Raw genomic sequence first — 23,160 nt, forward strand, 5'->3', positions numbered from 1 at the left:
GCTAGTTAAAATGTAAAGCGATTGAATTTTTTGTTTTGTGGTTGTTCTGGTGGCTTAGGTGGATTATCTTCATGTTCTTGTTTTGAATCATCCTTAACCACACTTTTAGCAACATCTTTTAACAAAGTAAAGATGTCATCTAACTTATCATTCACAACTTTTAAATCAATATCTTTTTCTTCAGGTTTCTTTTCTTCTTGTGGTGGTGTGTCTTGTTCTTGCGGTAAGTTGTCCGCGTTGTAATGTTTAAATTTATTTGGCATGTTCTTAAACTGTGCCTCCATTTCCGGTGAGATTTTTGCTGCTATTGGTGTTGCATTCTGAATTTCATCAATAAGTCCTAAGTTTTTACATTCTTCGGCGCTTAACCATGTTTCTTCGTCTAACATCTTTTGAAGAAGCGCATGATCAATATCAGGGTTTTTAGCAACATAGCTATTAAATACTGTACTATTAATTTTATCCAAATCATCGGCTTGTTTTCTTAAGTCATTTGCATTGCCCATCGCAATAGTCCATGCATTATGAATCATCATCATACTATTAGATGGCATAACAACTTTATCGGCTCCCATAGCAATAACTGTTGCTATACTTGCAGCTAAACCTTGTACATTTGCCGTAATATGTGACTTATGGCTTTTAATCATATTGTAAATAGCTATTCCGCTAAACACTGAACCCCCTGGAGAATTAATATTTAAAGTAATATTCTCTACATCTCCTAAGTCTTTTAAAGCTTGATTAAACGATGTGGCACTTGTTTCAATATCGTTCATACGTTCATCTACAATTTCGCCATACATATCTATGCTAGCTGATGTAGGTGACGTCTTTTTAACATTGAAAAAGCCTTTACTCTTGTCCACTTGCATTAGTCTCACCTCCTTTAAATGCATCTGCAGTTTGAAGGTTTTTCGTGATGATAAATTTATCTAATTCTGGGTCATCGGCAGGGTCTTCGCCCGTCATGATTCGTACTTGATTTCGAGTAAATGTACCTGATGAAACTAATTTATCAATCGCTTCTGACATTTGTAGTGGGTCTCGCTTATCGATACCTACGACTTTAATATGTTTATCTTCATTTAAATATTCTTGCTCATAGAAAAATTTTGAATTTAATTCAGATTCGATTTTTCGTAATAAAGGATTAATACAAAACTTCAAATATGAATCTATTTGTTTTTCTAGGTCTGCCATTTCGCCAATAACTAACGATGGTGGCACGCCTATCATTCTTGCTATATCTGTAAGTATGGTACGCTTTAACTCTTCTAGCTCTTTAAACTCTTGAGTCCCTTGTGAAGCGCCTTTACTTGAATGTTCTTCATATTCTAGGCCTTTTGTTAATGGTGCTATAGCTATAGAGTTGTTTTTAAACGCCTCAAACATCATATCTATATAGCCTTGTAGTTTTGCTCTTCCATCTTCAGCCTTAAATTGAGTGGTGTCGATATTTAGGACACCTCTTACTTGATTGTTCATCAGTTGCAAGTCAATCATGCGACCAAATATCTCGCCATAATCCTCAAATAAGCCCATCGAAAAGTCCTCAAGTTTTTGATTACTATAAGTTAAATAAATAACATCATCCATTAAAAAGAAACGTTTAAATTCAAAGTTGTTAACCATAACATTTATGAATTTATGTGGGTATAGTCCCATGTCGTCATCTTTTACAAAGTCATCGGCAACAAAAAAGTACCCGTCGTCATTCTTTACGACAAGTACCTCATTATCTATGATTAATTTGTAAATAAACTTTTGCCAAAAATCGACTGCATTTTGATTCTTGTTCGGTTGAACATTTAATTTATAATGCAAGTCATCTTTTTCTCTTTTATTACCCGTCATCACTCTAAATTCACTTTGAGATATAGTTCTAGCAACCATTTCAATAACCGTATTTAAAGCAATTTGTTTTAAATAGGCTTTTTTACTTTTATCTTGAAGAAACTCGAGATCATACATCCATGACAATTCAGAATGTCGTTTAAACACATTATCAAATAATCCCATTTAATTTGAACCTCCCTTCTTTAGAACCTTAAACCACGTAACAAGTCTATCTCATCATCTAAGTTAGAATCTTTTAGCTCGTCTGCTCTATATAACGCATGTATAAGCGCTTGAAATCCATCAGTTTTACGTCGGATAGGCTCTTTCTTTTCATACTCTTTGTTGCCGTCTTTACGAATCTTAACGGCAACATTCTGTGTATACCAACGCATGAGAGGATTATCTCCAAATATTAAATGACGTTGTGCAAACATGTCCTCAACACGTGGTGCTAGCAGTGACTGAATAGCTCTAGTATTTTTAATCACTTCATATTCAATACCTGCATCTTCAAATAAGGTTCTTAATAAATCCATTCTGAAATTATCAGCTATTACTTTTTTAAGCCCGTAGTTTCTTTGTGCTTCACTAAACCAATCAATAATATGTTTAGGGCTTATTGTTGGCTCATCTACAATTGTTAATAAGCCTCTTTCTTCCCATTCTTTAATAGGTGGTTTGAGTTTATAAGTATCTAAAAATTCTTTTCTTGCAAATGAATGAGTCTTCCAAATGTAATCTTCGCCTGAACGGAACAATAATCCAACTGCTGCAAAGTCTTTTAAACTTGCATAGTCTAAACCACCGATACATTCATTATTTTCTAAGGGCGGTATAGGTCGATTAGTCGCCATGATGTCGTCCCAAGGTGCTACAACACTTTGTGAATCAGTTTCAGGCATATTCATACGCTTTGTCATAAACTCTGGTCTATTAGATGGATTAAACTTAAGTCCTAAATACTGTTGATGTACTTCTTTGAAAAGTTGTTTACCGTAATCACTTGTAGGTTCTTCGAACATGGGATTCGCTTTTTCCCATTTTTCAGGGTGATCAAGTTCATTCTTATCATCAATCTTACAAATGAATGGGAATAATCTATCTTCAGGGCTAATTCCTTTCAATACATTATCTGCACGTTCTTTCAGTCTATCTAAAAAGCCTTCTCGGACATAGCCATCTGTACCGATATAGAACGTTCTAGGATGTGCAACCTTACCTAAACCACTTCGTTTAATATTGATAACCGAATCTTTCTCATAGCCATGAATTTCATCAAAGAAAATGCAACCTTCACGTGCACCGTCTTTTGTTTTTTCATTAGAGGTATCAAAAAGAAATTGAGATTTAGTTGATAAACCTTCCACATAAACCTTACTTAAGTAAAAAGGGTTATTAGGTCTTTCAGCAGTTACATATAAATCATTGCCCTCAATCATTTCATAGATTTCTCTAAAGCTAACCTGTGCTTGCTTTTCACTATTCGCAACCACCGACATATTGTATTTAGGTATGCCATGTAAAGGTGTCATAAAAAAAGCACCTAATGTGCTAATATAACCATTTTTACCCCCACCACGTGCCATTGAAATAAAGAACTCAGAGAAATAAGGTGTCATTGTATCTTCTTCATACAAAAATACAAAACATGATATAAATTTTTGAAAATCTTGTAGTGGAAAAAACCATTTTTGACTAAACTTGATGTAATCTTCAATTCGTTGTGTGTCAAAGTAAAGATCGTCACGTTGCAAAATGTTATCTTCTAAAAAAGATATTAACTTATGACGTTCTTTATTGAATAAAGCTTTACCTGATTTACCTTTTTCTATGTAGTCTGTAACGTATTTAGGTATCTTCATGTTAAATCAGGTCCTTTCGCAGCTTCTTCTAATCGTCTTTGTTCTGCTTTCTTATCTAATTGGAACGATTTTTCCAATGCAAGTAATGAGCCACTGACTTTATTCTTCTCTGCAATAGCAGGGTTAGCCTTAACAAACTCTTGACTTGCATTTTTAACGATTGTTATGGGTCCTGACTGTTCAATATAAACATCTAAAGCGTAGAAAAGTTTTAATAAATTAATATAACGTTCTACTTTTTCCACTTCAACATTATTATTGGTGTCAATCTGTGACATTAAGAAGTCTTCTGAGTTATTAATCTTTTTAATTTGATTGGGTGTTAACTTGTCTTTTAAGTATTTGTCGTTTTTCATTTGCCCTCCCCCTTTCTTTGTTTTTTTGAATTAGATAATATTTTTAATTGTCTATCCCCTAATGTATCAATTAGAGTTTTAAACTTGGATAATTGACCCAAGCGCCGGTTTCCGACAAATCCTTTAGGTATGGGATTCTTGAAACTGGGGGGATTTTACAATTTTATTTATGTTATATAATTTAATTATCTAAATATTTTTACCACTGTTCGTCATTGAATTTTATTTCTTTTCTGTTTGGGTTAAATTCAAATCTGCCATGTTTTTTATTGTGGTGATATTTGCATAAGGTTTGTAAGTTATCTAATTCATAAGCAAGTTCTGGATGAGTTTCTAATTCAAGAATATGGTCAACTTCTAATGACTGATGTTGATTGATTGTTAGCTTACCTTCTTCTTTACATCTCACGCATTCATAATGATCTCGTGCTAATACTTGCTGTCTTGTCTTTCTCCATTTGGCTCTCATATAGAACTTACGGTTATTGTTTCTTATATCTATATACTCACTAAACTTGCTCATTATATCCACCTTATGCATAACAAAAGACACACCACTATGTGATGTGCCTCTTATATTCTTATCGTATGACTCCATTATAATCTTATTGATATACCTAATGCACATAGCCTTCGATGTCTTCGATGTCTTCTATCTCTTCGATACCTTCTCATCATAGTGTCCTCGTTGTACATCCATATACACACCGACTATCTCATTGATACATGCATAGAATGTAGAGTCGCTATTAATCTCCATCAAGTCTTTAATAGTCTTATGTTTAACCCCTAGCTTTAGCATCTGTAATATATGATAGTTCTTATCATTCGTAATATAATCTTCATACTTATCTATGAACTCCATCTTCTGTAGTAATTTAATATTACGTCGATACTCTCTATTCCTATCTAACACTTTGACTAATACCTTATCACCTGTACCACCTTTAGCTTTAGGCATTACTGCTTCTATACCATACTGTGCAGTAGATGTACTATCTGCATCATATACCTGTGCTTCAATAATATTACGCATCCACTTATAATTGTCTATCATGTTTCTTACTTCGTCACGTGTATACATCTACTACCTCCGTTACCTACATTTAGTACCAGGTACTAATAATAGTATAAATTATAAAGGTACTAGAGTAAATTAGTACCTTTACCTTAAATATATATATATAATTAATTTTAAACTCTTTGCATTCTTCCATAGCAATCCTTTTTCAGTTTGACAAAAGAATTGTTATCCATTTGACTTTGTACATACTCTGAACGCCCATGTAATTGTCTTACTTTATATAGCCATGGTTTCTTTAGAGTATTTCGTGTGTCGTTACTTTTATCATTTTTATTAGCAATTTCTAAATTTTTTAAAGATTTATACTCAGCATATTGAGTACGGCTCATACCTTTAGGTACGTTAAACACTTCTTCTTCAGTCCAATTATCCCTTATTCTGTTACTAACAATACCATGATCTAAAGCATTATCTTGCATCTTTTGTAGTTCCAAGTTAGTTAGCTCTCTTTTTTCATTTTTAACTTTAATGGTAGTCTTTAACATTTAAAACATCTCCAGATTGTTTGTATAGTGTTTTTCATTTTATATCAAATCATGGTATTGAGCTACCCTACTTTTTAAAAAATTATTAATTTTTATTAAACTTGTTAGCTACCTTTTCCATTTCCTCTTGTAACTCTCTAATCCCTTCTTCACCATTATCTTTAACAAAACGAGTAAATAAGTATACGTTAGTGTATCTCAAACCGTTGTTTTCATTACGTAACATACCATTATTTCCAACAAGGAATAATATAATAACTGCAAGTATGATTGATATGATTATCCACATTAGTTACTCACCTCATCTTCATGCTTATCTAGCCACTTTAAAGGTTCATAATCCCATTCACTTTTTTGATAGAGTGAAAGTTGTTCTTTTAACCGTGTATTTTCATTCCATACATCTGTCATTGTATCGAAGTACTTTCGTGCTTTCTTCTCTGCCTTAATACATCTATACATTGCATATGACCATACAAGAAACATAACTATATTAGCTATTAGTCCAGCCAACTCCATTACTCTGACACCTCTCTCATCAATCGATTAAGATGTGCATGGTCTGCGTCAGTATAATCTAACGGCACATCTAACACATCATCACTCTGCCACCAAATAATTAATTGTTCCGTCACGTACTTACCTAACTCATACATTGCTATTGTGAATATTAGTTTTGAAATGTGTTTAATCATTGTCTTCCTCCTCATTAAAAACATCTAATCTCTTTCTGCTAGTTACTAGTTTTAAATCCCTTAGTCCCCGAATGAATTCTTCTCTACGTTTTTTGTCTTTAAATATCTTCATTGCCTCTTCTTTGCTCTCTGCCTCAACCACCGTAAACGTTTGATTATCCTTAGCCTTAGTCACGTGATTGTGTGGTATACCTGTTGAATCTGTGAATGTTGTGATTAGGTATTGCATTAATCTATGACCTCTAAAATTTCATGTTTCATTCTGTATTCTTTGACGGTACCATAGCAGCGTTCTGCAATATCCATAGCACTATCTAAATAAGAAGTTTTAGTAGCTTTTTCTATGTCTTTAGTGAAACTGTATACATTTCCAAATGCATTTGTTGATACGTACAAGCCACTCTTTATTTCAATAATATATTTCTTGTCATTTTGATTATCTTCCATTCCCACTCACTCCTTACCTATAGAAATTTCACTATTATTTTAAATTTGTTAATTATCATTAAGAATAGCAATGCTATTAAAACTGCTAATATATCTTTCTCGACAGAAAATCCTACAAGCAATATTAAAATAATAAAAAGTCCGATTTTGTATACAGTAGCGTGTTCATCATTACCAAAAAGATACTTATCAACAAAGTAATCTAATGCGACTAACCCTATTCCGATTATCAGTAAAACAATTATGTCATTCACTTACCCAGCACCTCTTTCACTTTTGTTAGAATATCTTTATTTTTAACCGCCTCGATTTCGACACGTTTAGAATTAGTATCCTGTTGATCCGAAACCATCTTAAACATATCCTTTTCCTTGGTCTGCTGTTCCGTCTTGCCTTGCATGGTTACGCTCCATTTTCTTTTTGTATGCATCAATGAGTTGGTCAATAGTGTAGTAATCATACGCTAAACTTATAGGCATTAGCATATAGGTTAAAGAATCTCTATTACTAAATTCTTCTTTAACCAATAACTCCCCTAAATCTTCATATATCGCATAAAAGTACAAAATGTCTTTTAGGTTATTTGCATCTTGTTTTATGTTATTTAAAAAGATATGAATATACTCCATTTCCTCATCATCAAAAACAACTTTCGTTTGATTCGCAATACTCAATCCAAACGCCAACATATCTGCTAACTCATCAAGTTGTACATCTAACGGCTTACCTGGTTTCTTCTTCCAGTTCTTGAACGTTTCCAACGTATTAAACCATTCAAAGAATTCAACTACATAGGCAATCTTGCTATCTTGTAAGTTAAGTGTCGGTATTCTATCGTCAAATTCCTTTTGTATTTGTAATAACTCTTGTAATTGATCTACTGTTAATTGATTAGTCATTGGAAATCATCTCCTTAAATTTTTTACTGCTAATGTAAACGTCTATTAAATTACAATGTTTAAACCATTCACTCGGTTTATAATTGTTGATTGCATTTTCACCAAATTGTTTTTTCAAAAATTCATCTTCTTCTTTCTCTCTTTTAAAAAAATATTCCTTACACTGTTCTTTATCTGGTTTACTACCATCTTCATAAACCATTAAAAACGCATCTTCTATATTGGTAGTTTCTCCACCGTGTTCCCTGATATATACACCTGGTTTGTCTTTATACTCAAAAGCTAATGCTGGAAATTTGATACTCGCTCTTGTAGTTCCACTTGTTTTCATTATTGTTCCTCCCAGTATTTAATTAAGATATGTGAGCAATGGTCTTCGTAACTTTCAGACCAATCTACTTGATAACCACACACTTCAAAATCTTTAATATTGTTCTCTTTTATGAATTCATTTACATCTTCTTCTACTTGTGTTGATGTACGTTCAAACTCTTTAACTTTAAACATCATTCGCCACGCTCCACACTTATAATTTGTATAGTTAACCCTTTTCGATTAAATTGTTTTGTAATCTTTTTCCTTGCCTCATACTCGTTAACTGCTTGAACTTGTTCAGTAAATGTATAGGGCTTGTTTGGGTTCAATGAATATTTAACTTTAAAAGTTCGTAACATCACTCCCCACGCTCCAATCCCTCTAAAAATTCTTCAAAGTCATTCGTACCGTCTAACTCGTCCATACGTGATAGCATTGTACCCGTTGCTAATAAATAACCTTTCGTTTCTGTCACAGTGTTAGTATTTGTTAATTTGTTAAGGCTATTGTGATATAACTCATACTCGGCTAACGTATCGTTTTTTAATTCGTCCCAAGCGTTAGCTTTCTTCTCCAACTCCCCATAATATTCTGGTTTAACAATAACAAGATTACTAATCTCACTTTGTTCCAAAAATTCTTCGGTCGCTTGCATATGTCCTGTTTTGCATATTTGCCCATCTTCATCTTGAAAAATAACGTATACCTCTTTAGTCATGGTTAGCCTCCTGTAAAATACCTTTTAATATCTGGCAATCTTTGTAATCTAACGTCTCGTATTCGTCTAAATCTGATACGTGACCGAGATTGGTTTGTATCTCATCAAACGCCTGTGCTTTACGCTTAACCTCTGCCATATCATCAATCAACTCATCACGTTGCTTTTTTGTATGAGTCACGTTCATCTCTTAATATCTCAAATGCTATTTTACTTTTAATCAAACTATCTCTAGTAACTGCATAAGTATCTTTTAATGGGTTATATTCGGTTATCGTAAAATCTCTCATTCTGCTTCCTCCAGTTTCATAAAGACTAGCCAATGTGTTTTTGCTCTTTTGTTACCAAATAAAGGAGCTTGATTAAAACATTTTAATATTTGGCCAAGTTTTATTTGTTCCTCATTCCACTTAAATATTAATGTTCCGTTAGGCTTTAAAACTCTCATACACTCGTTGAAACCTTGCTTTATATCATCTGGCCAATTTTCATTTAAACGACCATACTTTTGAACTAACCAGCTTTTATCCCCACCTGTTTTTAAATGTGGTGGATCAAAGACAACTAGATGAAACGAATTATCCTCAAACGGCATATTTCTAAAGTCGGCCATAATGTCGGGTTTAACAACTAACTTTCGGCCATCGCTTAACTCTGTATCTAATTCTCTGATATCCATGAACGTTACATCTTTATTTTCCTTATCGAACCAAAACATCTTGCTACCACAACAAGCGTCTAATATTTTAGTGGTCATTCGAACATTGCCCCTTTTCGCCAAATTAAATGTGGTAGTCCATTTTCGTCGAAGTAAGTTATCGATAAAGATCTGTTGAGAGGATTACGGTTGCGCTCTAATTTTAAAATGTTTTTTATTGATTCATTCTTATAGGATTTGCTACCATCTCCATGAACAGGGTTTGTATAAGCAATTACTAAATGGTTTAAAGCCTTATCTTTCGTGATTTCTTCCTCAACTTCTACTGTGAATTTATCTGTTTTTGTATATTTATATTTATCACTAAAATCAACAAGACCATATTGATCGAATCTAATTGTCTGCCCCTGTAGATGATTACATCTATAAACTTTATCTGTTATATCGTTATCCCAAGCCCACTTAATAACCTCGTGTAAAGTCATCTCTACTTTTCGTTTAATCTTTACCATGTCCACTCACTCCTAAAATAAAGTTAATTGTCTTTCGTCTTCCAAAGTTAATCCGTGTTGCTTAATGTACTCGTTAAACTCCTGCTCACTGTTGAATGTGGTTTTAACTCCTGACCACTTCGTCTTGTGATGACCGTGTAGGTAATACACGCCATTGACAATATGCATGTGGGCTACTTTCTCATCGTCTTGGTAAAAGTATCGTTTAGTGCCGAAGTATTGATTGAGGAATGCTTTTTTGTTCATCTCATACACTCCCTATTACTTTTAATGTGTTGCTCCATTACTTTCATCGTCACTTTGCGTCCTGCCACTTTAACTACAAAGCCCTGCACGCCTTTCTTACGCAGTTCACTTTGTATCTGCGTCGGTGTTTTACCTGCAGTGTCGTATTTATAACGTTGGTTGATCGTTGATGAAAGTTCTAATGTGTTAGTTGTCATATAGCTACCTCTTTGTAATCGGTTGCCCACATGAACATTAATCCATCTTCAACGTAGTTTCTATTACATTTCCTTGATACATTCGTTCTATCTAAATTCATATGCTTACTAGCCTCTCTAGTGCTTAAATACTCTTCAACAATGTTGTTATTAGAATCAACTAGATAAACTGCTTTAGAACAACCTTTATTTATTCTGTACAATCTATATTTCTTGAATGACGTTGCAAATAAATTATCTGCGGTGATGTCGTTGTAAATTCTATTTTTAGGATACGCGTGCATACCATTCTGAATACCTGCAATAAAAGTTTTAAATACTATGTCGCTAGCTCGATGATGTTTATTTTTGTGAATGATGTTCAATGAACCTTTGTTGTTATTAGCAAATTTAAATTGTCCGTCTAATGTCTTAAATCTACCTAGATTACTTACATACAATTGATAATGTTCATTGAACTTCCAAACTTCGTCACTTACTTTTATAAGCTCATTGATTTCTTGTTTCTTTTTTATACGTGGTAGTTTGTCTGTAAAGAAACAATTTAGTTTATAGTTAAACTGACCTTTGTGTTTCTGTTGGTATATTGTCATTTCTGGAATACCAGTAATATAACTTAAATGCTTAACAGTTGTTTTAGTGATAGTATGCGCAAATGGTTCGTACATATAGATCATGATTAATCACTCCATTTTTTCAAGTAATCTTCCTGCATAGTCATACGCTTTTTTGATATCTTCTTTTTCATTGTCTTTTCTGCCACTACGCACAGGGTATTTAATCATATTGCCCTTCATATAGCCTTTGAATTCTTCAAATGAAAGTTGTTGATATAAGAATTCAATCACGTCTATCCCGTCGCTACCTTGATAATGTTTCGGTGTTCTATTAGATACGCCCACTACTTCATCTAGCTTTTGTGTAAACGGTAAGTCCACCACAACAAAATCATCATTATCAGTTAGTCTGTAGGTTTGTCCATTATGCATAATCAAGTTGGTGAAATCCTCTCCAGTCACTAAATTTTTGCAACGTTGAGTATACTTACCATATTGCGACTGTCCATTATCTCCTATGAATTGCACCCAATCTCCAGCATTTAAATCTTTTATCCTCATCTCTCTATCCCCTTTGCACTCTGCCGTAACAGTCTTTTTTGATTCTTGCTATTAAATTATTTTTCTCTAACTCTTCAAAATATCTAGTGCGTACTCTGTGTTTTGCTAACATTTCTTCACGTCTTTTTTTATCTTCTCTTCTTTTAACTCTACGACGTTGCTCTACAATCAAATCTAATTCTTGTTGCATTTTGTATTTATCAGCTAACATCTTTTCGTTCTGATATTCTTCACGTCTCATTCCACTAGGTGCATCTATTGCGTCTCTGAAATTCCAACCGTTTAACAATCTTGTTCTTAAACCTTGCATAGTTATTTCATTAAGGCTCATAATTTCTAAATCTCTAGGTATCAATACATAAGATTTCCCTTTCGCATTTAATGTTTTGCTTTCCATATTCACTCCACCTCTACTAATTCAATTAATTCCATGTCTTCTTGCATGAGTTCTTTATTAGGATTCTTTGCGATTAAATCTAAAATGCGCTCACGTTCTTTCTCTGTAGTGATTCGGTTATTAATCCACACTGGATATCTCACACGTACTTTTAACTTCGCCTAAACTTCAATTGTTTCTTCTCTGTGTTCCATAAAATCAACCTTTCTCTTTCTTACGTTGACGTCTAACTTTCACTAACTCCTCATGTGTAATCCAATCAAGCCCTGTATATTTAGGCGCTTTACATATCCATGTGAGCTTTACATCTCTATATAGGTATCTGAACATCTTCGCTTTTAGCTTTGCTGTTTCAGTTGGCATACCTTTAACGTCTATGACTTCGATTAACTCGTCATTAAGGTAGAGTGCAAAATCAGCAATGTATTCTGTCTTACGTTGTTTGCCAGTTTTAGGAATCAACTCATATTTTGGTTGTATTTCGATACGATCATAGTTAACGCCGTTCATCTTACTTTCCAAATATTGGTAATATTCACACTCTACTTTGCTATCGAATACATGTCCTTTGTACTCAACTTTCTTTGCGTTATATTTACTCATGTGCCACCTCTATAAAAATTCAAATAAGTTAGCTTGTAGTCCTAATTCTTCTTCGTATTTAAGGTCATACACGCCCTTAAATCGTTTTAGCTCACTATCTGTCATAATTTTCTTTTCGTCGCTGAAATGAGCGCCTGTGAGTGAATAAACCTCATTCACACCATCTTCATACTTGATGACTTTGATATCTTCCGTGCCATCTTCTCTATATAGGTAATATTTTTCTTTTGCCATTTATAACACTCCTAGTATTCGACAATGGCAGGGCGTATAAGACGTTCTGCCAGTTTTTGGTAGTATAAGTTCTCTAACTTCTTCTCGTCGCCCTGTGCGCATTCTATGAGCTTCTGTGCGTATACATCAGAACACTGTAGATTTGTTTTAATTTCTTCTAACGTAATCAAAATTTAAGCCCCCTAGTTCTGTAATCTTGACCGTCCATTTTGATTAGCGTTGTATTGCTCATAATTCTGCTGAATATACGTTGCATATCTTTATTTCTAGTCATTTCTTTTTCGTCTAAATTGGTAGTGAATATGTTGTGCTTACCTACACGACTTTCTACTAGCTCGAACATCTTGCTTGTGGCAAACTCATTCATGTTAATGCCAAAGTCATCAAACACCATTAGATCCACATCACTAATAATTTGTGCTAATTCCTGTTCAGTCATACCGTTTCTATTGTTGTAAGTGTTTTTGATAGTTGATATAAGTTGAGGGACGTTCATATAAAGCACTGTGTAGCCTTTTGATTTAACTTCTTTAACTATGCTCATTGATAAATGTGACTTACCTGTACCAAATGAACCTTGTATAAGTAGTGATTGTTTATTATCTAATGTGAAGTTATCTGCATATCTCTTACATAATCCTTTAGCATAGTTAAGCTGTTCTGATGTAGGTTGGTAGTTATCGAAAGTGACTTTAGCTAAGTTGTCATTGATAATTGATTGTTTAAATATCTTTTCCGCTTTAGACTTACGTTGTTTCTTGCGATAGTTTTCAGTAGATTCTTTTGCTAATGCAATCATGTCGCAGTCACAACCGTCTTTGACTACTTGTCCATTATCGAATTCGTAGTAATCATACTTGCGACCACAGTCATTGCAATGCAATCCGAATTCTTGTTTAACTATCTTATTTCTAAAACCTGCTTGCTTAACTAGGTTCTGGAAAGCCTCCATCTCATCACTCCTTTAGAACGGTAGATTTTCCATATCCAATGGCTGTGCATTATCAAATGCGTTAGCATATGGATTGTTAGACTCTTCTTGTATTTCTTCGCTGTAGTCATTCATATAACTTTCATTAGTAAGAAATGTTTTAGGATATTTCTGATATTGTTTATCTTTAATCGTTTTAAGATATTCTCTAGTGCCTTGCATGATCTGTTCGAATGAATGTTTTTTAAGACAACTCTTGAATTTAGAAAAGGTCAGTTTTTTATCTTTCTTCTTATCATAAAGTTTCCACCATTCTTCAAAACGCTCACGCGTAACGTCAGTTGCGCTATTATTAATTGTGTTACTGTTATTTGTATTATTGTTATTTGTAATACTGTTAATTGTAGTGGGCTGGTTGTCGACCGATTGAATTTCAACCGGTTGACTGTCGACCGGTCGGATATCAACCTGTCGAGGGATATGAAAGAGTGTATATAAATTACTTCCGTAAATGTTTCCGTTTTGTTTTCTATCGACTTGTAAATATCCTGCATTCTCTAACTCACGTCTAGCACGTTGATAACGTTGTTTACCTATGTTAAGTTCGTGCTTAATTAATTCAACACTAGGAAATGAACTCTCATCTGAACCACCATAAGCTGATAGGTAACTGTATAAAGCCTTAGCTTCAATACTGATGTCTTTGTCTTTCATAACTCGCTTAAATACAAGACCGTAACCAGTAATATTACTTTTGATTTTATTTGTCATCACTATCACTCCCCGTACAATATCCATTCTGGCGTTGTATTGTATTCTTCTGATATTTTCCTAACAGTTTTCATCGGTGGTAATTGCCATCTATTCTCCCAGCGATTAACTGCTATGCGCCCAACTCCAACACGTTCTCCAAATTCGATTTGTGATAACTCTTCTTTCATTCTTAAATTATTAATTCTATGAGCAATACGCATTCTATCTTCAAGCGTAATCATTCTTGATTTCATTGTTTTACTCCTTTCAACATTGCATTAAGACGACTATCAACTTTGATCCAACTGTTTTGTAAGTGATATTTTTCATCAAATGACTTAACACCAATCGCATGTTGTTCGTTATGATGTTTTCTACATAACGCCAATATGTGTTTATCGTAGTGATTCATCTTATTCCTGTTCATTCCTCTACCTACTGACTCATAGTGAGCTAGGTCGCTACTTGGAGTGCCACAGATGACACAGTGTCGTGTAACGGTTGCCCAATAAAGATAATTTTTATCTTCTTTCATTAATTCACTCGTTTTATAATTCAATGGAATAGCATTGGTAAAAATCCATTCGAACATTACTTCTATAATTTGCTTAGCTATAGTTCGAGTGCAATTTGCTAAAGATATGCGTTCTTCGTAGCCATACAGAAACTTTACATAATCTTGGAACATTTGCCTCATATAATCTCGAGGTTGTCCTGTATGAGCTTCTATGTCGTTACATAACGCGAATATCAATTTACGTTGTTGTCCAGTGATAGAATTAGGATCTATCACCGAACAATCAACATCAATTGGTTGGTTTAAATCTAATAGTTCGATAACTTGTTCTGGTATTTCTACACCAGTAACAACTACATCGTATGAACCATTGTTATTTGGTTGGTATTTAATAATTTGTGACACTTAATCACAACCTAGAAAGGCAAATCTGAATCCTGTATATCAATTGGACCATTAGCGTTTGCAAAAGGATTATTATTATCGTTCACACTTGGTTTACTAGATTGTTCATTGCCTTCATTTTTCTCATTCTCTTTAATTCCAACTTTTTCATAAATTGGTGTGCCATCAAATTTCCAAAAACGTTTTAATACTGTGTTCCACTTGTCTGTGTAGTCATTGTATTTACGTTCAAGTTCAATATTGATTGGTTTTCCGATTACATCTCTTTCAGTAAAACTGAATTGTCCATTATTATCTTGAATTCCTAATGCTTTTAAGAATGTGTATAACCAATTTTTAGCGAAGTCATTTGAAGTATCACCATTAGCATAATGCGTGAATTCTCCCTCTTCTTTATGCGTGAACGTGATCGCTATTTGTGGGTGTCCATTCTTAGATTCTTTAGATTCAAAGTTTTTAACTTTCACACTGTATTGTCCTGGTTGCATATAGTTACCGATTTCTTGTGCGCCTTGTAAATTTAAATTGAAGTTCATAATTAATTACCGTCCTTTTAGTTTTTTATTAGTTTCCGTTTTGTGCCATATCTACAATTTTTGAAATTGAAGCATTTTTAATGTTTGGATTCTTGATTGTTATTTCTGGATTATGTCTAACTTTAGTTGTATATAAATTCGATGGCTCTACTGAAAACACATAATCATGTGTAGCGTTTCCGTTTTCATCAACATGATCATCAATAAATGTATGACCAATAATGTCGAACTGAGTTACTAAATTATTGTGTATAGCTGCTTGCACTTCGATTGATATTCTCGGATTTATAATGTTGCCGTTCTCATCTTTATCTTCTGAATTAAGTCCTTCATGTCCTGTTAATATAACGTGAACCCCGAGTTTGTCTTTAACCTTTAATAAGTATCTGATTGAATTAACAATTAATTTAGATGTTTCGCCATAATCCTGTAGCCTTGCTTTTTTGACTTGGTGTGTATTCATTACATGCGTAAGTGTTATATCCCTTAATTTTTGTGCTGTTTCAATAACAACTACATCAATTAACTTTCCTTTTTGTCTACCTGCATTTACTATCTTTTCGATACTCGCTATCGTATTTCGAAAGGCTATATAGTTATCTACTTTCTTTACAAAACCTTGTCGTGTTACTTGAGTACCATCTTCATGTATATCGATAATAAACGCGTTATTTTCTCTAGTGGCTAAAGTTGTCTTACCAGTTCCTGATTTGCCATATGCCATAATTGAATAATAGTTTTGAGTATCTTCATTAATTTCTTCAATGCCTAATTCTTTCAGTATGTCAGATTGTTCAGCATTTGATTCAGTCATCTACTTCACCACCAAACTTATCGTTTGTTTAAGTTGCGCTCCTGGTATTTCTTTTCCTGCTTTTAAATCATCAGTGAGCATTTTTGAATTTAGTTTAGGCGCTTGTGATACCCAATATTCTTTAGGTATTTTAGATTCGTCTACAACATCTTTACTCGCACCGTTTTTACGTTTGTAAATGTAATTCTTAGATGTTCTGTAGTTATCTAACTGTCGTTGTTCTAACATGTCTGAAAGATAACCTTTCAAACGGTCTGAAAACTTTACTTTTGATTTTTTCAACTCTTGTAGACGTTTAAGCTCTTTGTCTATAGCATCAACATCTGAATCAACACTACGTTTAAGTCCTACAATGTTATCTACTTTTTCATTTAGTTCCAATTCGATTGAGTCTAATGTGTCTTGTATGATTTGTGGGTCAACATCTTCATCAGCCATATTTAAAACTGATAAGAATTTATCGTTAATTTGGTAAATGTTACTCATCTACACATTCTCCTTTTAAGATTTGATATGCTCTTTTGTACATTTCTTTTTGTTCTTTATACATATTGATTTCAAATTGCATAATTCGTCGTTGATGCTCTAATTCTTCATCACGTTCAGCTAGTTGAGATTTAAGTCGCCATTCGTTCTGCCATGTAATTTTGAGTAATTCTAATAATTTTTCTTCTGTTTTATTCATAGTTGACTACCTCCGTTATATTTCGTATATTTAAGTTAGTTATATTTCGTGAGCGACTGTTTGCTATCCGACTAGCATTCAGTCTTTTTTTCATTGTCGAAGTACATATATTCAAAGAATACAAATACTGCAATACTGATTAACGCCGCTGTTCCTAACGAAGTGATGAAATGCACACCTGCAAACGTTAAGAACAATGAGAATGTGAACCATGTGATTAACGCGATTAAGAATGATTTGTTCATTTTCATCTCCCCTTTCCATGTATTTCTTCAAAGTGTTCCTCGATAAATTTATTCATCTTTCTTGCGTTGAATCTCCAACGATTTAAACTCTCATCTGGATAATGTGCGATGCCTTGCTTTTTGAGTAATTTCTCAAATTTTGGATTGAATAATAATCTGTCTTTAATAGTGTCATCAGATGACATTTTCAATTTGCGTTTCAATTCTTTTAAGTCCCAAACTGGGTCTAGTGAGTAACTTAATAATTCGTCGTATTCATCTTTAGCGACAAGTACGTGTGTGTCTGGTATTGGTACAGATACGGTTAAAGTTTGCGTCATCTTAGATACTCCTTTCGTGTATAATGTTGTTATCCCTTTACGAAGGGAGGTGTTGCCTATGGCTAAAAAGTCAAACGTTTCTATTGATTTTGATGAAAAACAATTTGATAAAGACTTTCTAAAAGCTTTGGATAAACAATTAGCTAATTTTGATAAGAAAATGAAATGTCCAGTATGTGATAAAAAAGCGACTTTCAAGTTCAGAAATTATAAAGCTAATTGCCCGAAGTGTTCTTCTGAGATTGCTCTAAATCAAATTTGAGTCTAAATTGATTTAATTTATCAAAATCATTCTTTAAAGCTGCAATGTCTTTTTGAATTGTCTCCAGCAATTCATCTAGTTCATTGCGGTTTTTTATATTTATTTTTAATTCAAATTTATTCTTTTTTCGTTTAAACATTTGATTTCCTCCCTTCTATAACAGGAGTATTTGGAACACTTCTAGCACTATTAAAATTATTAGTAAGTAATTAAAGAAGTTTAGTTTTCTGTTAATATCAACTATTTCCCAACCAGTAATCTTGATGTGGTTGTCACTACATCGAGATTTTTTATTTTCTTCTCGCATTCCATTCACTCCTTTAAGTTGTTTGTTCGATTGTGGGTATTAATCATTTTTGGGTTCTGGTAATAGTTCGAAGTGTTTTTCTAATTCTTGTGCTGCCCAACGCATTACTTCTTCTAAGTGTTGTTCTCTGCTTACTTCTATTGTTTCTATCTTGCCTGCTTCTTCTATAGTGTGTTCGTATGTTTCTGATTCATCGTTACTATCCATTTGTAAGTAATAATGAACAATCGTAAGTATGTTTCTTTGTTCTGGTGTCATCATGATTCCTCCTATATTTCAATCGCAGATGGTCTAACATCTTTGATGAATTGAATTATTAGGTCTACGTCTTTACGTTTGATGTGGTTGTTAGGTGCGTTACCTTTCATACCAAGATTTTTTTTAGACTTAACTAATAATTTAGATTTAACTTTTCCTAATTGATGACGATACTCTTCTTTAGCTTTCCTGTTTGCTAATGCTTGTTCATATACATCTCCGATTAGGAATTCATCTATCGTTACTTGAATACCAGCTTTACCTAGAATTTGTTCAGCTTTAGACTTGATAGCAAATTTGATAGCGTCAATGTCTTGTGGCGTTACATATTCGCCTTCGAATTTTTCGTTTAATTCTTCTAATTTCTGATTACTTACTTTTCCTGTTGAAATTAAGTAATCGAGTTTGTCACTAACTAATTGTTCAATAAGTTGGTTCATATCATCTAATGAAGTAATTCCGTATGCACTCGCTAACTCATTATGTTGTCTTTCTACTTTGATGAAGTAACCTCTGATTTTTCTTCCAATTTCACTACGTTGTATCATTGAAATTTCTTTCGCCATGTCTAGTGTCATGATGTGGTCGAGTTGTTCATAAGTACGTAGTCTTTTTTGACTTTGTACTTTTACACTTTGAATGATATAGTCGATATTTTCTTCAACCGTATGCAATCATCCGTTCCATCCATTTATCATATTGAGTTCCGATTTCTAATCCTTTGTGTAATTCACGACCACTTACTGCAACTGTTCCATCTTCATTACGTTTTAAATTGAATAGCTGTTGAATTTCATTCATTAACTTTTCACCTCTTCTTTGATTTCTAAGATTTTCGCAATTCGTTTCTTTTGTTCAAATGCATCTCTACGTCCACGTAAGATATCTGATAAGTAAGCACTTGAAATACCTAACATATCTGCTAGTTGCTTATTCGTGATGTTACGTTTAAGTAATTCCATTCTTACTTTCATGCCGAATTCTGTTGTTGCCATGATTACACCTCCATTAACTTTTTTACTAAGCATATAAATTATCCATTGAATTAAAATAACTTTTGTGCTAATATTTAAGCATAGCTTAATAAACCTATAACAACGCAATTAAGCACTGTTAAATCGGTTGCTGTCACTCGTTCCCTAACGAATATTTGTTATTTGTTTAATGGCTAAATTTAAAGCTTAAATACAGTATAATAACTTATATGCTATTTGTCAAACTAAAATAACAAATAAGTTAACTGTGATAGGAGAATTTTATGAATTTAGTACAAAGAATACGCAACTTATGTAACTCACAAAGCTTGACTTTTGCTGAATTAGAGAGGATTTTAGGTTTTTCTAACGGACAAATAAGAAGATGGAAAAAAACTAAACCAGGAATTGATAAAATTCAAAAAGTAGCCGACTACTTCGACGTATCTGTTGACTACTTATTAGGAAGAGAAAAAGATGAATACGCTGGCGAGCAAGAAGATGAAGAAATTCGTATTATGCATCGTGGCGTAAAAAACATGACTAAAGAAGATAGAGAAAAAGCATTAAAAATGTTTGAAACTTTCTTCGATAATTGGGACGAATACACTAAAGACAAATAAAGGGGATTTTATTTTGCATTTTGTATATCAAAATTCATTTTTAAAAGCAGCACGAGCTGTAAGTGCATTAATTGAAACTAATTATATAGATAGATTCCCTTTACCTATTAAAGAAATAATAGAGAATGATAGTAATGTGGAATTATTTACGTTTGAAGATTTTTGTAATATGACTGGATACACTTTAAATGAATTACAAACATACGGTGGTTCTGATGAGGCTTTTCATATTAAAAAGGGAAATAAATTCGCCATTATTTATAACGACAATATATATAATAGAAGATTACGTTTTACTCTAGCTCATGAATATGGTCACTATATCATGGAACATGATGGTATGAGCTACGAGAAAACACCTATATTCCAAGATTCTCAACGTACTCATTTAGAGGAATATGAAGCTAACTCGTTTGCCTCATGCCTCCTATTCCCTCTTAATGTTAGATACAAATATCGTAATGTATTGAGTGTAGGTGATGCGGCAGATCTATTCAAAATTAGTTATCAAGCTGCAAAAGTTGCATTAGATATCTTTGATGAACACATGGACAGTGGATTAGAATATCATATTTCAATGTTTGAACATAGGCACATGGAAACTTATATGTCATTTCTTGAAGAAATGTTAGGAGAGCAGTTGGCAGAATATAATCACATAATGAGAACTGAATACGGTTATTAAAACTCACTACGGTAATTACTCTATTACGTTTGAGCCGTTGAAAGTGTACAAATTGCATAGAGTTGATTAACTCCGTCCTACTGTCGCTATAATATAAATTTATAAAGGAGAAATATAATGAAAATAATTAATTATCAAGTTAAACTGAGGAAAATTTTTTATACCGTGAGAACTAACAGAGGTAATGTTTTTAGGAAGTCACGTCCTAAAAAGGAAAGTATTATAAAAACACGCAGAAAATTACAAAAATACGCCAGAGAAATTGATAAAAAAAGACAGTAAGTCCAAAGGAGGCGTAGATGATGACATTCGTTATTGAATGCCTATTAATTTTACTAATTGTAAATGTTATTTTGTTAATCATCAATATTTATAAACTTATAAAAGCGAACGAACAAATTTCTAAAAGAGCTTATACCATGTGGACGGTATTAACTATAGTTTTTATCTCTATTATCGTGATAATACTATATAATTTTATTTTTTTATAATTATATAATTCACATTTAGTTACTGCATATGATCAAGATGAAATAAACTTAATCTAAGGGGATGAATACATTGATCTATGTGATTATCGGTTTGTTTTTAATTAGTATTTTTTTATTTATTTTCAGTTTCTTTTTATCGCAGACGGAAGGGCTTACCTATAAAAGGACTTGCAGGACTATAGCCTTAGCTTTTTTGTTATTAGGTTTCTTTTCTTTCATAGGTCACTTGGTTAATTTATTATCTGAATAGATTTAAAGGATGAAATATCATGTTCGAAAATTTATTAACTCCGTCCTAGTGACGCTTTAATATAAATTACATAAATAAAGGAGATATGTAGAATGAAAAAGGTTTTATTTTTAATTTTCGCAAGCACATTAATTTTAGGCGCATGTGGCACTAAAGATGTAGAAGAGAGCGCAAAGAAAAAGAAAGATCCTAAAACTGAAGTAGATGATAAAGGTAGAGCTAAAGGTGAAGAGATTGAAAAAGAGCTAAAATAACATTTACGCAAATTAATTATTTTACCATATTAATGGTGGGATAAAGGAGAAATGAAAATTCAGAAGTAGAAACAGAAACAATGAATATTTCTAATCAACATAGTCAATACACTAGTAATATAAGTCTGAACTATAACGATTTAAATGACGATCAAAAGAAGAAGCTCAAAAATATGATTATTCCTCTCGATATGGTAAATATGTTATTCAATTTGAGCCATTACGAGTGTCTGAATATAAAGATATATGATAAAGGAGAAGTATAAGATGAACACTTTATATAATTTACGTAAAAAGAATAATTTAGAAATCGATGAATTAACAAAAAAACTCAATAAAATTTACGGTACTGATTACGAACCACACCATTTATGGGAATGGGAAAATCATCAAAGAGATCCTAAAATGAAGGACGCACTAATTCTTGCTGATTTCTTTAATTCTTCATACGAAGAATTCTTAGATAGTAAAATGAGACAACTATACAAAGAATTATATGATGTTGAAATAAGAGGGATTAATAAGTAAAGATAATGTAATGCTTCCAAAGGAGGTTGAGGGATGGAGAAAGAAAACTTGAAAGAGCGTTTATTACTTAAATGTCAAGAAGCATTTATCATGGGGATAGATAACATTAAAAAAGCAAATAAAAAAAAGATAACCCCAGGATCATAGGAATTCTCAGCTTACGCCTACCCCCATTCGGGGACCCAGAGCTAATCCTTCTCGAGTTATCTTAAATATATTATAAGTTACGTTGATTACTATTTCAAGAATAAATAACCGGGTAGTTCACCTACCCCTATTATTTATTCTGTATCTAGTGATGGTTTTATATATAAACAAAAGTAATTCAGTATAGCAGTATGGTTTCGAGGTGTAGAAATGACTCTAGTTATAAATTGGCTTTTTATTTTATGTGGTATATGTATACTATTATTTGTATACAATGCATATATGTTTATTAAAATAAAAATGAGAATTTTAAAAAGAACTTATGCTACATGGACTATATTATATGCATTATGTATCTTTATTATTGCAATTATGCTTTATGACCTTTTGTACTAAATTAAGATTCTATTGGTAAGGAGACTAATTTTGAGAATTTTAAATTGTAAAATAAAATTAAGTGAAGTAATTTATGAAGTACAAACAAATAAAAATAAATATTTTAAATAC

Annotated in this window: 46 protein-coding genes and 2 pseudogenes; 5 read left to right on the plus strand and 43 right to left on the minus strand. The window is 32.8% G+C overall.

What is annotated here, in order from left to right; all coding sequences use genetic code 11:
* Positions 1–5: 5 nt before the first annotated feature.
* The 39 genes and pseudogenes from CD121_RS05380 to CD121_RS05555 all read right to left on the minus strand — a co-directional run bounded on the left by CD121_RS05380 (position 6) and on the right by CD121_RS05555 (position 17,874).
* Positions 6–875 (minus strand): head maturation protease, ClpP-related, encoded by an 870-nt coding sequence (locus CD121_RS05380; RefSeq protein ID WP_017636898.1) that lies wholly within the window; start codon positions 873–875, stop codon positions 6–8.
* Positions 856–2,022: a phage portal protein gene (locus CD121_RS05385; RefSeq protein ID WP_126567579.1), complete on the minus strand. Its 1,167-nt coding sequence runs from the start codon at positions 2,020–2,022 to the stop codon at positions 856–858. Before CD121_RS05385 ends, CD121_RS05380 begins: the two co-directional genes overlap by 20 nt.
* A 20-nt stretch (positions 2,023–2,042) precedes the next feature.
* A complete protein-coding gene (locus CD121_RS05390) occupies positions 2,043–3,704 on the minus strand; it encodes a terminase TerL endonuclease subunit (RefSeq protein WP_126567580.1) in 1,662 nt (553 codons plus the stop codon).
* On the minus strand, positions 3,701–4,060 hold the full coding sequence (locus CD121_RS05395; protein WP_126567581.1) for a hypothetical protein: 360 nt from the start codon (positions 4,058–4,060) through the stop codon (positions 3,701–3,703). Before CD121_RS05395 ends, CD121_RS05390 begins: the two co-directional genes overlap by 4 nt.
* Positions 4,061–4,259: 199 nt before the next feature.
* Positions 4,260–4,583 carry an HNH endonuclease gene (locus CD121_RS05400; protein ID WP_126567582.1) on the minus strand — a complete coding sequence of 108 codons (324 nt, stop codon included), beginning with the start codon at positions 4,581–4,583 and terminating at the stop codon, positions 4,260–4,262.
* Between the two features lie 129 nt (positions 4,584–4,712).
* Positions 4,713–5,144: a hypothetical protein gene (locus tag CD121_RS05405; protein ID WP_126567583.1), complete on the minus strand. Its 432-nt coding sequence runs from the start codon at positions 5,142–5,144 to the stop codon at positions 4,713–4,715.
* A 110-nt stretch (positions 5,145–5,254) separates the two neighbouring features.
* Positions 5,255–5,629, minus strand: coding sequence for an SA1788 family PVL leukocidin-associated protein (locus CD121_RS05410; RefSeq protein ID WP_017636903.1), 375 nt, complete (start codon positions 5,627–5,629; stop codon positions 5,255–5,257).
* 85 nt (positions 5,630–5,714) lie between these two features.
* Complete coding sequence (locus tag CD121_RS05415) at positions 5,715–5,918, minus strand: DUF1514 family protein (RefSeq protein ID WP_017636904.1); 204 nt, start codon at positions 5,916–5,918, stop codon at positions 5,715–5,717.
* Entirely contained in the window at positions 5,918–6,148 is a 231-nt protein-coding gene (locus CD121_RS05420) for a hypothetical protein (RefSeq protein ID WP_126567584.1), read from the minus strand. The genes CD121_RS05415 and CD121_RS05420 overlap by 1 nt, the downstream gene beginning before the upstream one ends.
* Positions 6,148–6,324, minus strand: coding sequence for a transcriptional activator RinB (gene rinB, locus CD121_RS05425; RefSeq protein WP_126567585.1), 177 nt, complete (start codon positions 6,322–6,324; stop codon positions 6,148–6,150). The genes CD121_RS05420 and rinB overlap by 1 nt, the downstream gene beginning before the upstream one ends.
* The gene (locus CD121_RS05430; protein ID WP_126567586.1) at positions 6,317–6,553 is read right to left on the minus strand and encodes a DUF1381 domain-containing protein; all 237 of its coding nucleotides are present in this window, start codon (positions 6,551–6,553) and stop codon (positions 6,317–6,319) included. The genes rinB and CD121_RS05430 overlap by 8 nt, the downstream gene beginning before the upstream one ends.
* Positions 6,553–6,777: a hypothetical protein gene (locus CD121_RS05435; RefSeq protein WP_126567587.1), complete on the minus strand. Its 225-nt coding sequence runs from the start codon at positions 6,775–6,777 to the stop codon at positions 6,553–6,555. Before CD121_RS05435 ends, CD121_RS05430 begins: the two co-directional genes overlap by 1 nt.
* Before the next feature lie 347 nt (positions 6,778–7,124).
* The gene (locus CD121_RS05445; protein WP_126567589.1) at positions 7,125–7,670 is read right to left on the minus strand and encodes a dUTP diphosphatase; all 546 of its coding nucleotides are present in this window, start codon (positions 7,668–7,670) and stop codon (positions 7,125–7,127) included.
* Complete coding sequence (locus tag CD121_RS05450) at positions 7,663–8,001, minus strand: hypothetical protein (RefSeq protein ID WP_126567590.1); 339 nt, start codon at positions 7,999–8,001, stop codon at positions 7,663–7,665. The genes CD121_RS05445 and CD121_RS05450 overlap by 8 nt, the downstream gene beginning before the upstream one ends.
* Positions 8,001–8,180, minus strand: coding sequence for a hypothetical protein (locus CD121_RS05455; protein ID WP_126567591.1), 180 nt, complete (start codon positions 8,178–8,180; stop codon positions 8,001–8,003). Before CD121_RS05455 ends, CD121_RS05450 begins: the two co-directional genes overlap by 1 nt.
* Entirely contained in the window at positions 8,177–8,344 is a 168-nt protein-coding gene (locus tag CD121_RS12235) for a hypothetical protein (protein ID WP_185817746.1), read from the minus strand. Before CD121_RS12235 ends, CD121_RS05455 begins: the two co-directional genes overlap by 4 nt.
* Positions 8,344–8,703 (minus strand): hypothetical protein, encoded by a 360-nt coding sequence (locus CD121_RS05460; protein ID WP_126567592.1) that lies wholly within the window; start codon positions 8,701–8,703, stop codon positions 8,344–8,346. The genes CD121_RS12235 and CD121_RS05460 overlap by 1 nt, the downstream gene beginning before the upstream one ends.
* Positions 8,696–8,927 (minus strand): annotated as a pseudogene (locus CD121_RS12240) (hypothetical protein). The gene CD121_RS05460 and the pseudogene CD121_RS12240 overlap by 8 nt, the downstream one beginning before the upstream one ends.
* Before the next feature lie 62 nt (positions 8,928–8,989).
* On the minus strand, positions 8,990–9,460 hold the full coding sequence (locus tag CD121_RS05465) for a class I SAM-dependent methyltransferase (protein WP_126567593.1): 471 nt from the start codon (positions 9,458–9,460) through the stop codon (positions 8,990–8,992).
* Entirely contained in the window at positions 9,457–9,873 is a 417-nt protein-coding gene (locus CD121_RS05470; protein WP_159463310.1) for a hypothetical protein, read from the minus strand. The genes CD121_RS05465 and CD121_RS05470 overlap by 4 nt, the downstream gene beginning before the upstream one ends.
* A gap of 12 nt (positions 9,874–9,885) precedes the next feature.
* Positions 9,886–10,119 carry an SAV1978 family virulence-associated passenger protein gene (locus tag CD121_RS05475; protein ID WP_126567595.1) on the minus strand — a complete coding sequence of 78 codons (234 nt, stop codon included), beginning with the start codon at positions 10,117–10,119 and terminating at the stop codon, positions 9,886–9,888.
* Entirely contained in the window at positions 10,116–10,316 is a 201-nt protein-coding gene (locus CD121_RS05480; protein ID WP_126567614.1) for a hypothetical protein, read from the minus strand. Before CD121_RS05480 ends, CD121_RS05475 begins: the two co-directional genes overlap by 4 nt.
* Complete coding sequence (locus CD121_RS05485; protein WP_126567596.1) at positions 10,313–10,993, minus strand: hypothetical protein; 681 nt, start codon at positions 10,991–10,993, stop codon at positions 10,313–10,315. Before CD121_RS05485 ends, CD121_RS05480 begins: the two co-directional genes overlap by 4 nt.
* Positions 10,994–10,999: 6 nt before the next feature.
* Positions 11,000–11,434 (minus strand): DUF3310 domain-containing protein, encoded by a 435-nt coding sequence (locus CD121_RS05490; RefSeq protein WP_126567597.1) that lies wholly within the window; start codon positions 11,432–11,434, stop codon positions 11,000–11,002.
* Between the two features lie 4 nt (positions 11,435–11,438).
* The gene (locus tag CD121_RS05495; RefSeq protein ID WP_126567598.1) at positions 11,439–11,831 is read right to left on the minus strand and encodes an SA1788 family PVL leukocidin-associated protein; all 393 of its coding nucleotides are present in this window, start codon (positions 11,829–11,831) and stop codon (positions 11,439–11,441) included.
* 2 nt (positions 11,832–11,833) lie between these two features.
* Positions 11,834–12,025: pseudogene (locus CD121_RS05500) on the minus strand (hypothetical protein).
* Between the two features lie 4 nt (positions 12,026–12,029).
* A complete protein-coding gene (locus tag CD121_RS05505; protein WP_126567599.1) occupies positions 12,030–12,434 on the minus strand; it encodes a DUF1064 domain-containing protein in 405 nt (134 codons plus the stop codon).
* A 9-nt stretch (positions 12,435–12,443) separates the two neighbouring features.
* Complete coding sequence (locus CD121_RS05510) at positions 12,444–12,668, minus strand: DUF3269 family protein (protein ID WP_126567600.1); 225 nt, start codon at positions 12,666–12,668, stop codon at positions 12,444–12,446.
* 11 nt (positions 12,669–12,679) lie between these two features.
* A complete protein-coding gene (locus tag CD121_RS12385; protein WP_246456617.1) occupies positions 12,680–12,838 on the minus strand; it encodes a hypothetical protein in 159 nt (52 codons plus the stop codon).
* Entirely contained in the window at positions 12,835–13,620 is a 786-nt protein-coding gene (locus CD121_RS05515; protein ID WP_126567601.1) for an ATP-binding protein, read from the minus strand. The genes CD121_RS12385 and CD121_RS05515 overlap by 4 nt, the downstream gene beginning before the upstream one ends.
* Positions 13,621–13,632: 12 nt before the next feature.
* Positions 13,633–14,373: a helix-turn-helix domain-containing protein gene (locus CD121_RS05520; protein WP_126567602.1), complete on the minus strand. Its 741-nt coding sequence runs from the start codon at positions 14,371–14,373 to the stop codon at positions 13,633–13,635.
* A gap of 2 nt (positions 14,374–14,375) precedes the next feature.
* Positions 14,376–14,606, minus strand: a complete 231-nt coding sequence (locus tag CD121_RS05525) for a helix-turn-helix domain-containing protein (protein WP_126567603.1) — start codon at positions 14,604–14,606, stop codon at positions 14,376–14,378.
* Positions 14,603–15,274 (minus strand): putative HNHc nuclease, encoded by a 672-nt coding sequence (locus CD121_RS05530; protein ID WP_126567604.1) that lies wholly within the window; start codon positions 15,272–15,274, stop codon positions 14,603–14,605. Before CD121_RS05530 ends, CD121_RS05525 begins: the two co-directional genes overlap by 4 nt.
* 11 nt (positions 15,275–15,285) lie before the next feature.
* Complete coding sequence (locus CD121_RS05535; protein WP_126567605.1) at positions 15,286–15,810, minus strand: single stranded DNA-binding domain-containing protein; 525 nt, start codon at positions 15,808–15,810, stop codon at positions 15,286–15,288.
* 28 nt (positions 15,811–15,838) lie between these two features.
* Positions 15,839–16,624 carry an AAA family ATPase gene (locus CD121_RS05540; RefSeq protein WP_126567606.1) on the minus strand — a complete coding sequence of 262 codons (786 nt, stop codon included), beginning with the start codon at positions 16,622–16,624 and terminating at the stop codon, positions 15,839–15,841.
* Positions 16,625–17,110: a siphovirus Gp157 family protein gene (locus tag CD121_RS05545; RefSeq protein ID WP_126567607.1), complete on the minus strand. Its 486-nt coding sequence runs from the start codon at positions 17,108–17,110 to the stop codon at positions 16,625–16,627.
* Positions 17,103–17,309, minus strand: a complete 207-nt coding sequence (locus CD121_RS05550; protein WP_126567608.1) for a hypothetical protein — start codon at positions 17,307–17,309, stop codon at positions 17,103–17,105. The genes CD121_RS05545 and CD121_RS05550 overlap by 8 nt, the downstream gene beginning before the upstream one ends.
* A 71-nt stretch (positions 17,310–17,380) precedes the next feature.
* On the minus strand, positions 17,381–17,554 hold the full coding sequence (locus tag CD121_RS12245) for a DUF1270 family protein (protein ID WP_185817747.1): 174 nt from the start codon (positions 17,552–17,554) through the stop codon (positions 17,381–17,383).
* 2 nt (positions 17,555–17,556) lie between these two features.
* Positions 17,557–17,874 (minus strand): DUF771 domain-containing protein, encoded by a 318-nt coding sequence (locus tag CD121_RS05555; protein ID WP_126567609.1) that lies wholly within the window; start codon positions 17,872–17,874, stop codon positions 17,557–17,559.
* 58 nt (positions 17,875–17,932) lie between these two features.
* On the opposite strand from CD121_RS05555, the gene CD121_RS05560 reads away from it, so the two are divergent.
* Positions 17,933–18,136 carry a hypothetical protein gene (locus tag CD121_RS05560; protein ID WP_126567610.1) on the plus strand — a complete coding sequence of 68 codons (204 nt, stop codon included), beginning with the start codon at positions 17,933–17,935 and terminating at the stop codon, positions 18,134–18,136.
* A 346-nt stretch (positions 18,137–18,482) separates the two neighbouring features.
* On the opposite strand, the gene tscA is transcribed toward CD121_RS05560, so the two are convergent.
* The 4 genes from tscA to CD121_RS05575 are packed head-to-tail and all read right to left on the minus strand — an operon-like array spanning position 18,483 to position 19,696.
* The gene (gene tscA, locus CD121_RS05565) at positions 18,483–18,701 is read right to left on the minus strand and encodes a type II toxin-antitoxin system antitoxin TscA (RefSeq protein WP_017636936.1); all 219 of its coding nucleotides are present in this window, start codon (positions 18,699–18,701) and stop codon (positions 18,483–18,485) included.
* Positions 18,702–18,712: 11 nt separating this feature from the next.
* Positions 18,713–19,375, minus strand: coding sequence for an antA/AntB antirepressor family protein (locus tag CD121_RS05570; RefSeq protein ID WP_306669222.1), 663 nt, complete (start codon positions 19,373–19,375; stop codon positions 18,713–18,715).
* Positions 19,362–19,502: an antA/AntB antirepressor family protein gene (locus CD121_RS12505; protein ID WP_306669223.1), complete on the minus strand. Its 141-nt coding sequence runs from the start codon at positions 19,500–19,502 to the stop codon at positions 19,362–19,364. The genes CD121_RS05570 and CD121_RS12505 overlap by 14 nt, the downstream gene beginning before the upstream one ends.
* Positions 19,502–19,696, minus strand: a complete 195-nt coding sequence (locus tag CD121_RS05575) for a helix-turn-helix domain-containing protein (RefSeq protein ID WP_009382133.1) — start codon at positions 19,694–19,696, stop codon at positions 19,502–19,504. The genes CD121_RS12505 and CD121_RS05575 overlap by 1 nt, the downstream gene beginning before the upstream one ends.
* A gap of 263 nt (positions 19,697–19,959) precedes the next feature.
* Between CD121_RS05575 and CD121_RS05580 the strand changes: the two genes are divergently transcribed.
* The 4 genes from CD121_RS05580 (at position 19,960) to CD121_RS05605 (ending at position 22,506) form a co-directional block, all read left to right on the plus strand.
* Entirely contained in the window at positions 19,960–20,298 is a 339-nt protein-coding gene (locus CD121_RS05580; protein WP_017636938.1) for a helix-turn-helix domain-containing protein, read from the plus strand.
* Between the two features lie 13 nt (positions 20,299–20,311).
* Positions 20,312–20,983: an ImmA/IrrE family metallo-endopeptidase gene (locus CD121_RS05585; RefSeq protein ID WP_017636939.1), complete on the plus strand. Its 672-nt coding sequence runs from the start codon at positions 20,312–20,314 to the stop codon at positions 20,981–20,983.
* An 833-nt stretch (positions 20,984–21,816) separates the two neighbouring features.
* A complete protein-coding gene (locus tag CD121_RS12250; RefSeq protein WP_185817748.1) occupies positions 21,817–21,978 on the plus strand; it encodes a hypothetical protein in 162 nt (53 codons plus the stop codon).
* A gap of 267 nt (positions 21,979–22,245) precedes the next feature.
* Complete coding sequence (locus tag CD121_RS05605; protein WP_126567612.1) at positions 22,246–22,506, plus strand: helix-turn-helix domain-containing protein; 261 nt, start codon at positions 22,246–22,248, stop codon at positions 22,504–22,506.
* The last annotated feature ends 654 nt before the right edge of the window (positions 22,507–23,160 follow it).

The organism is Staphylococcus pasteuri, from assembly GCF_003970495.1.
In the GTDB taxonomy this organism is placed as follows: Bacteria; Bacillota; Bacilli; order Staphylococcales; family Staphylococcaceae; genus Staphylococcus; species Staphylococcus pasteuri.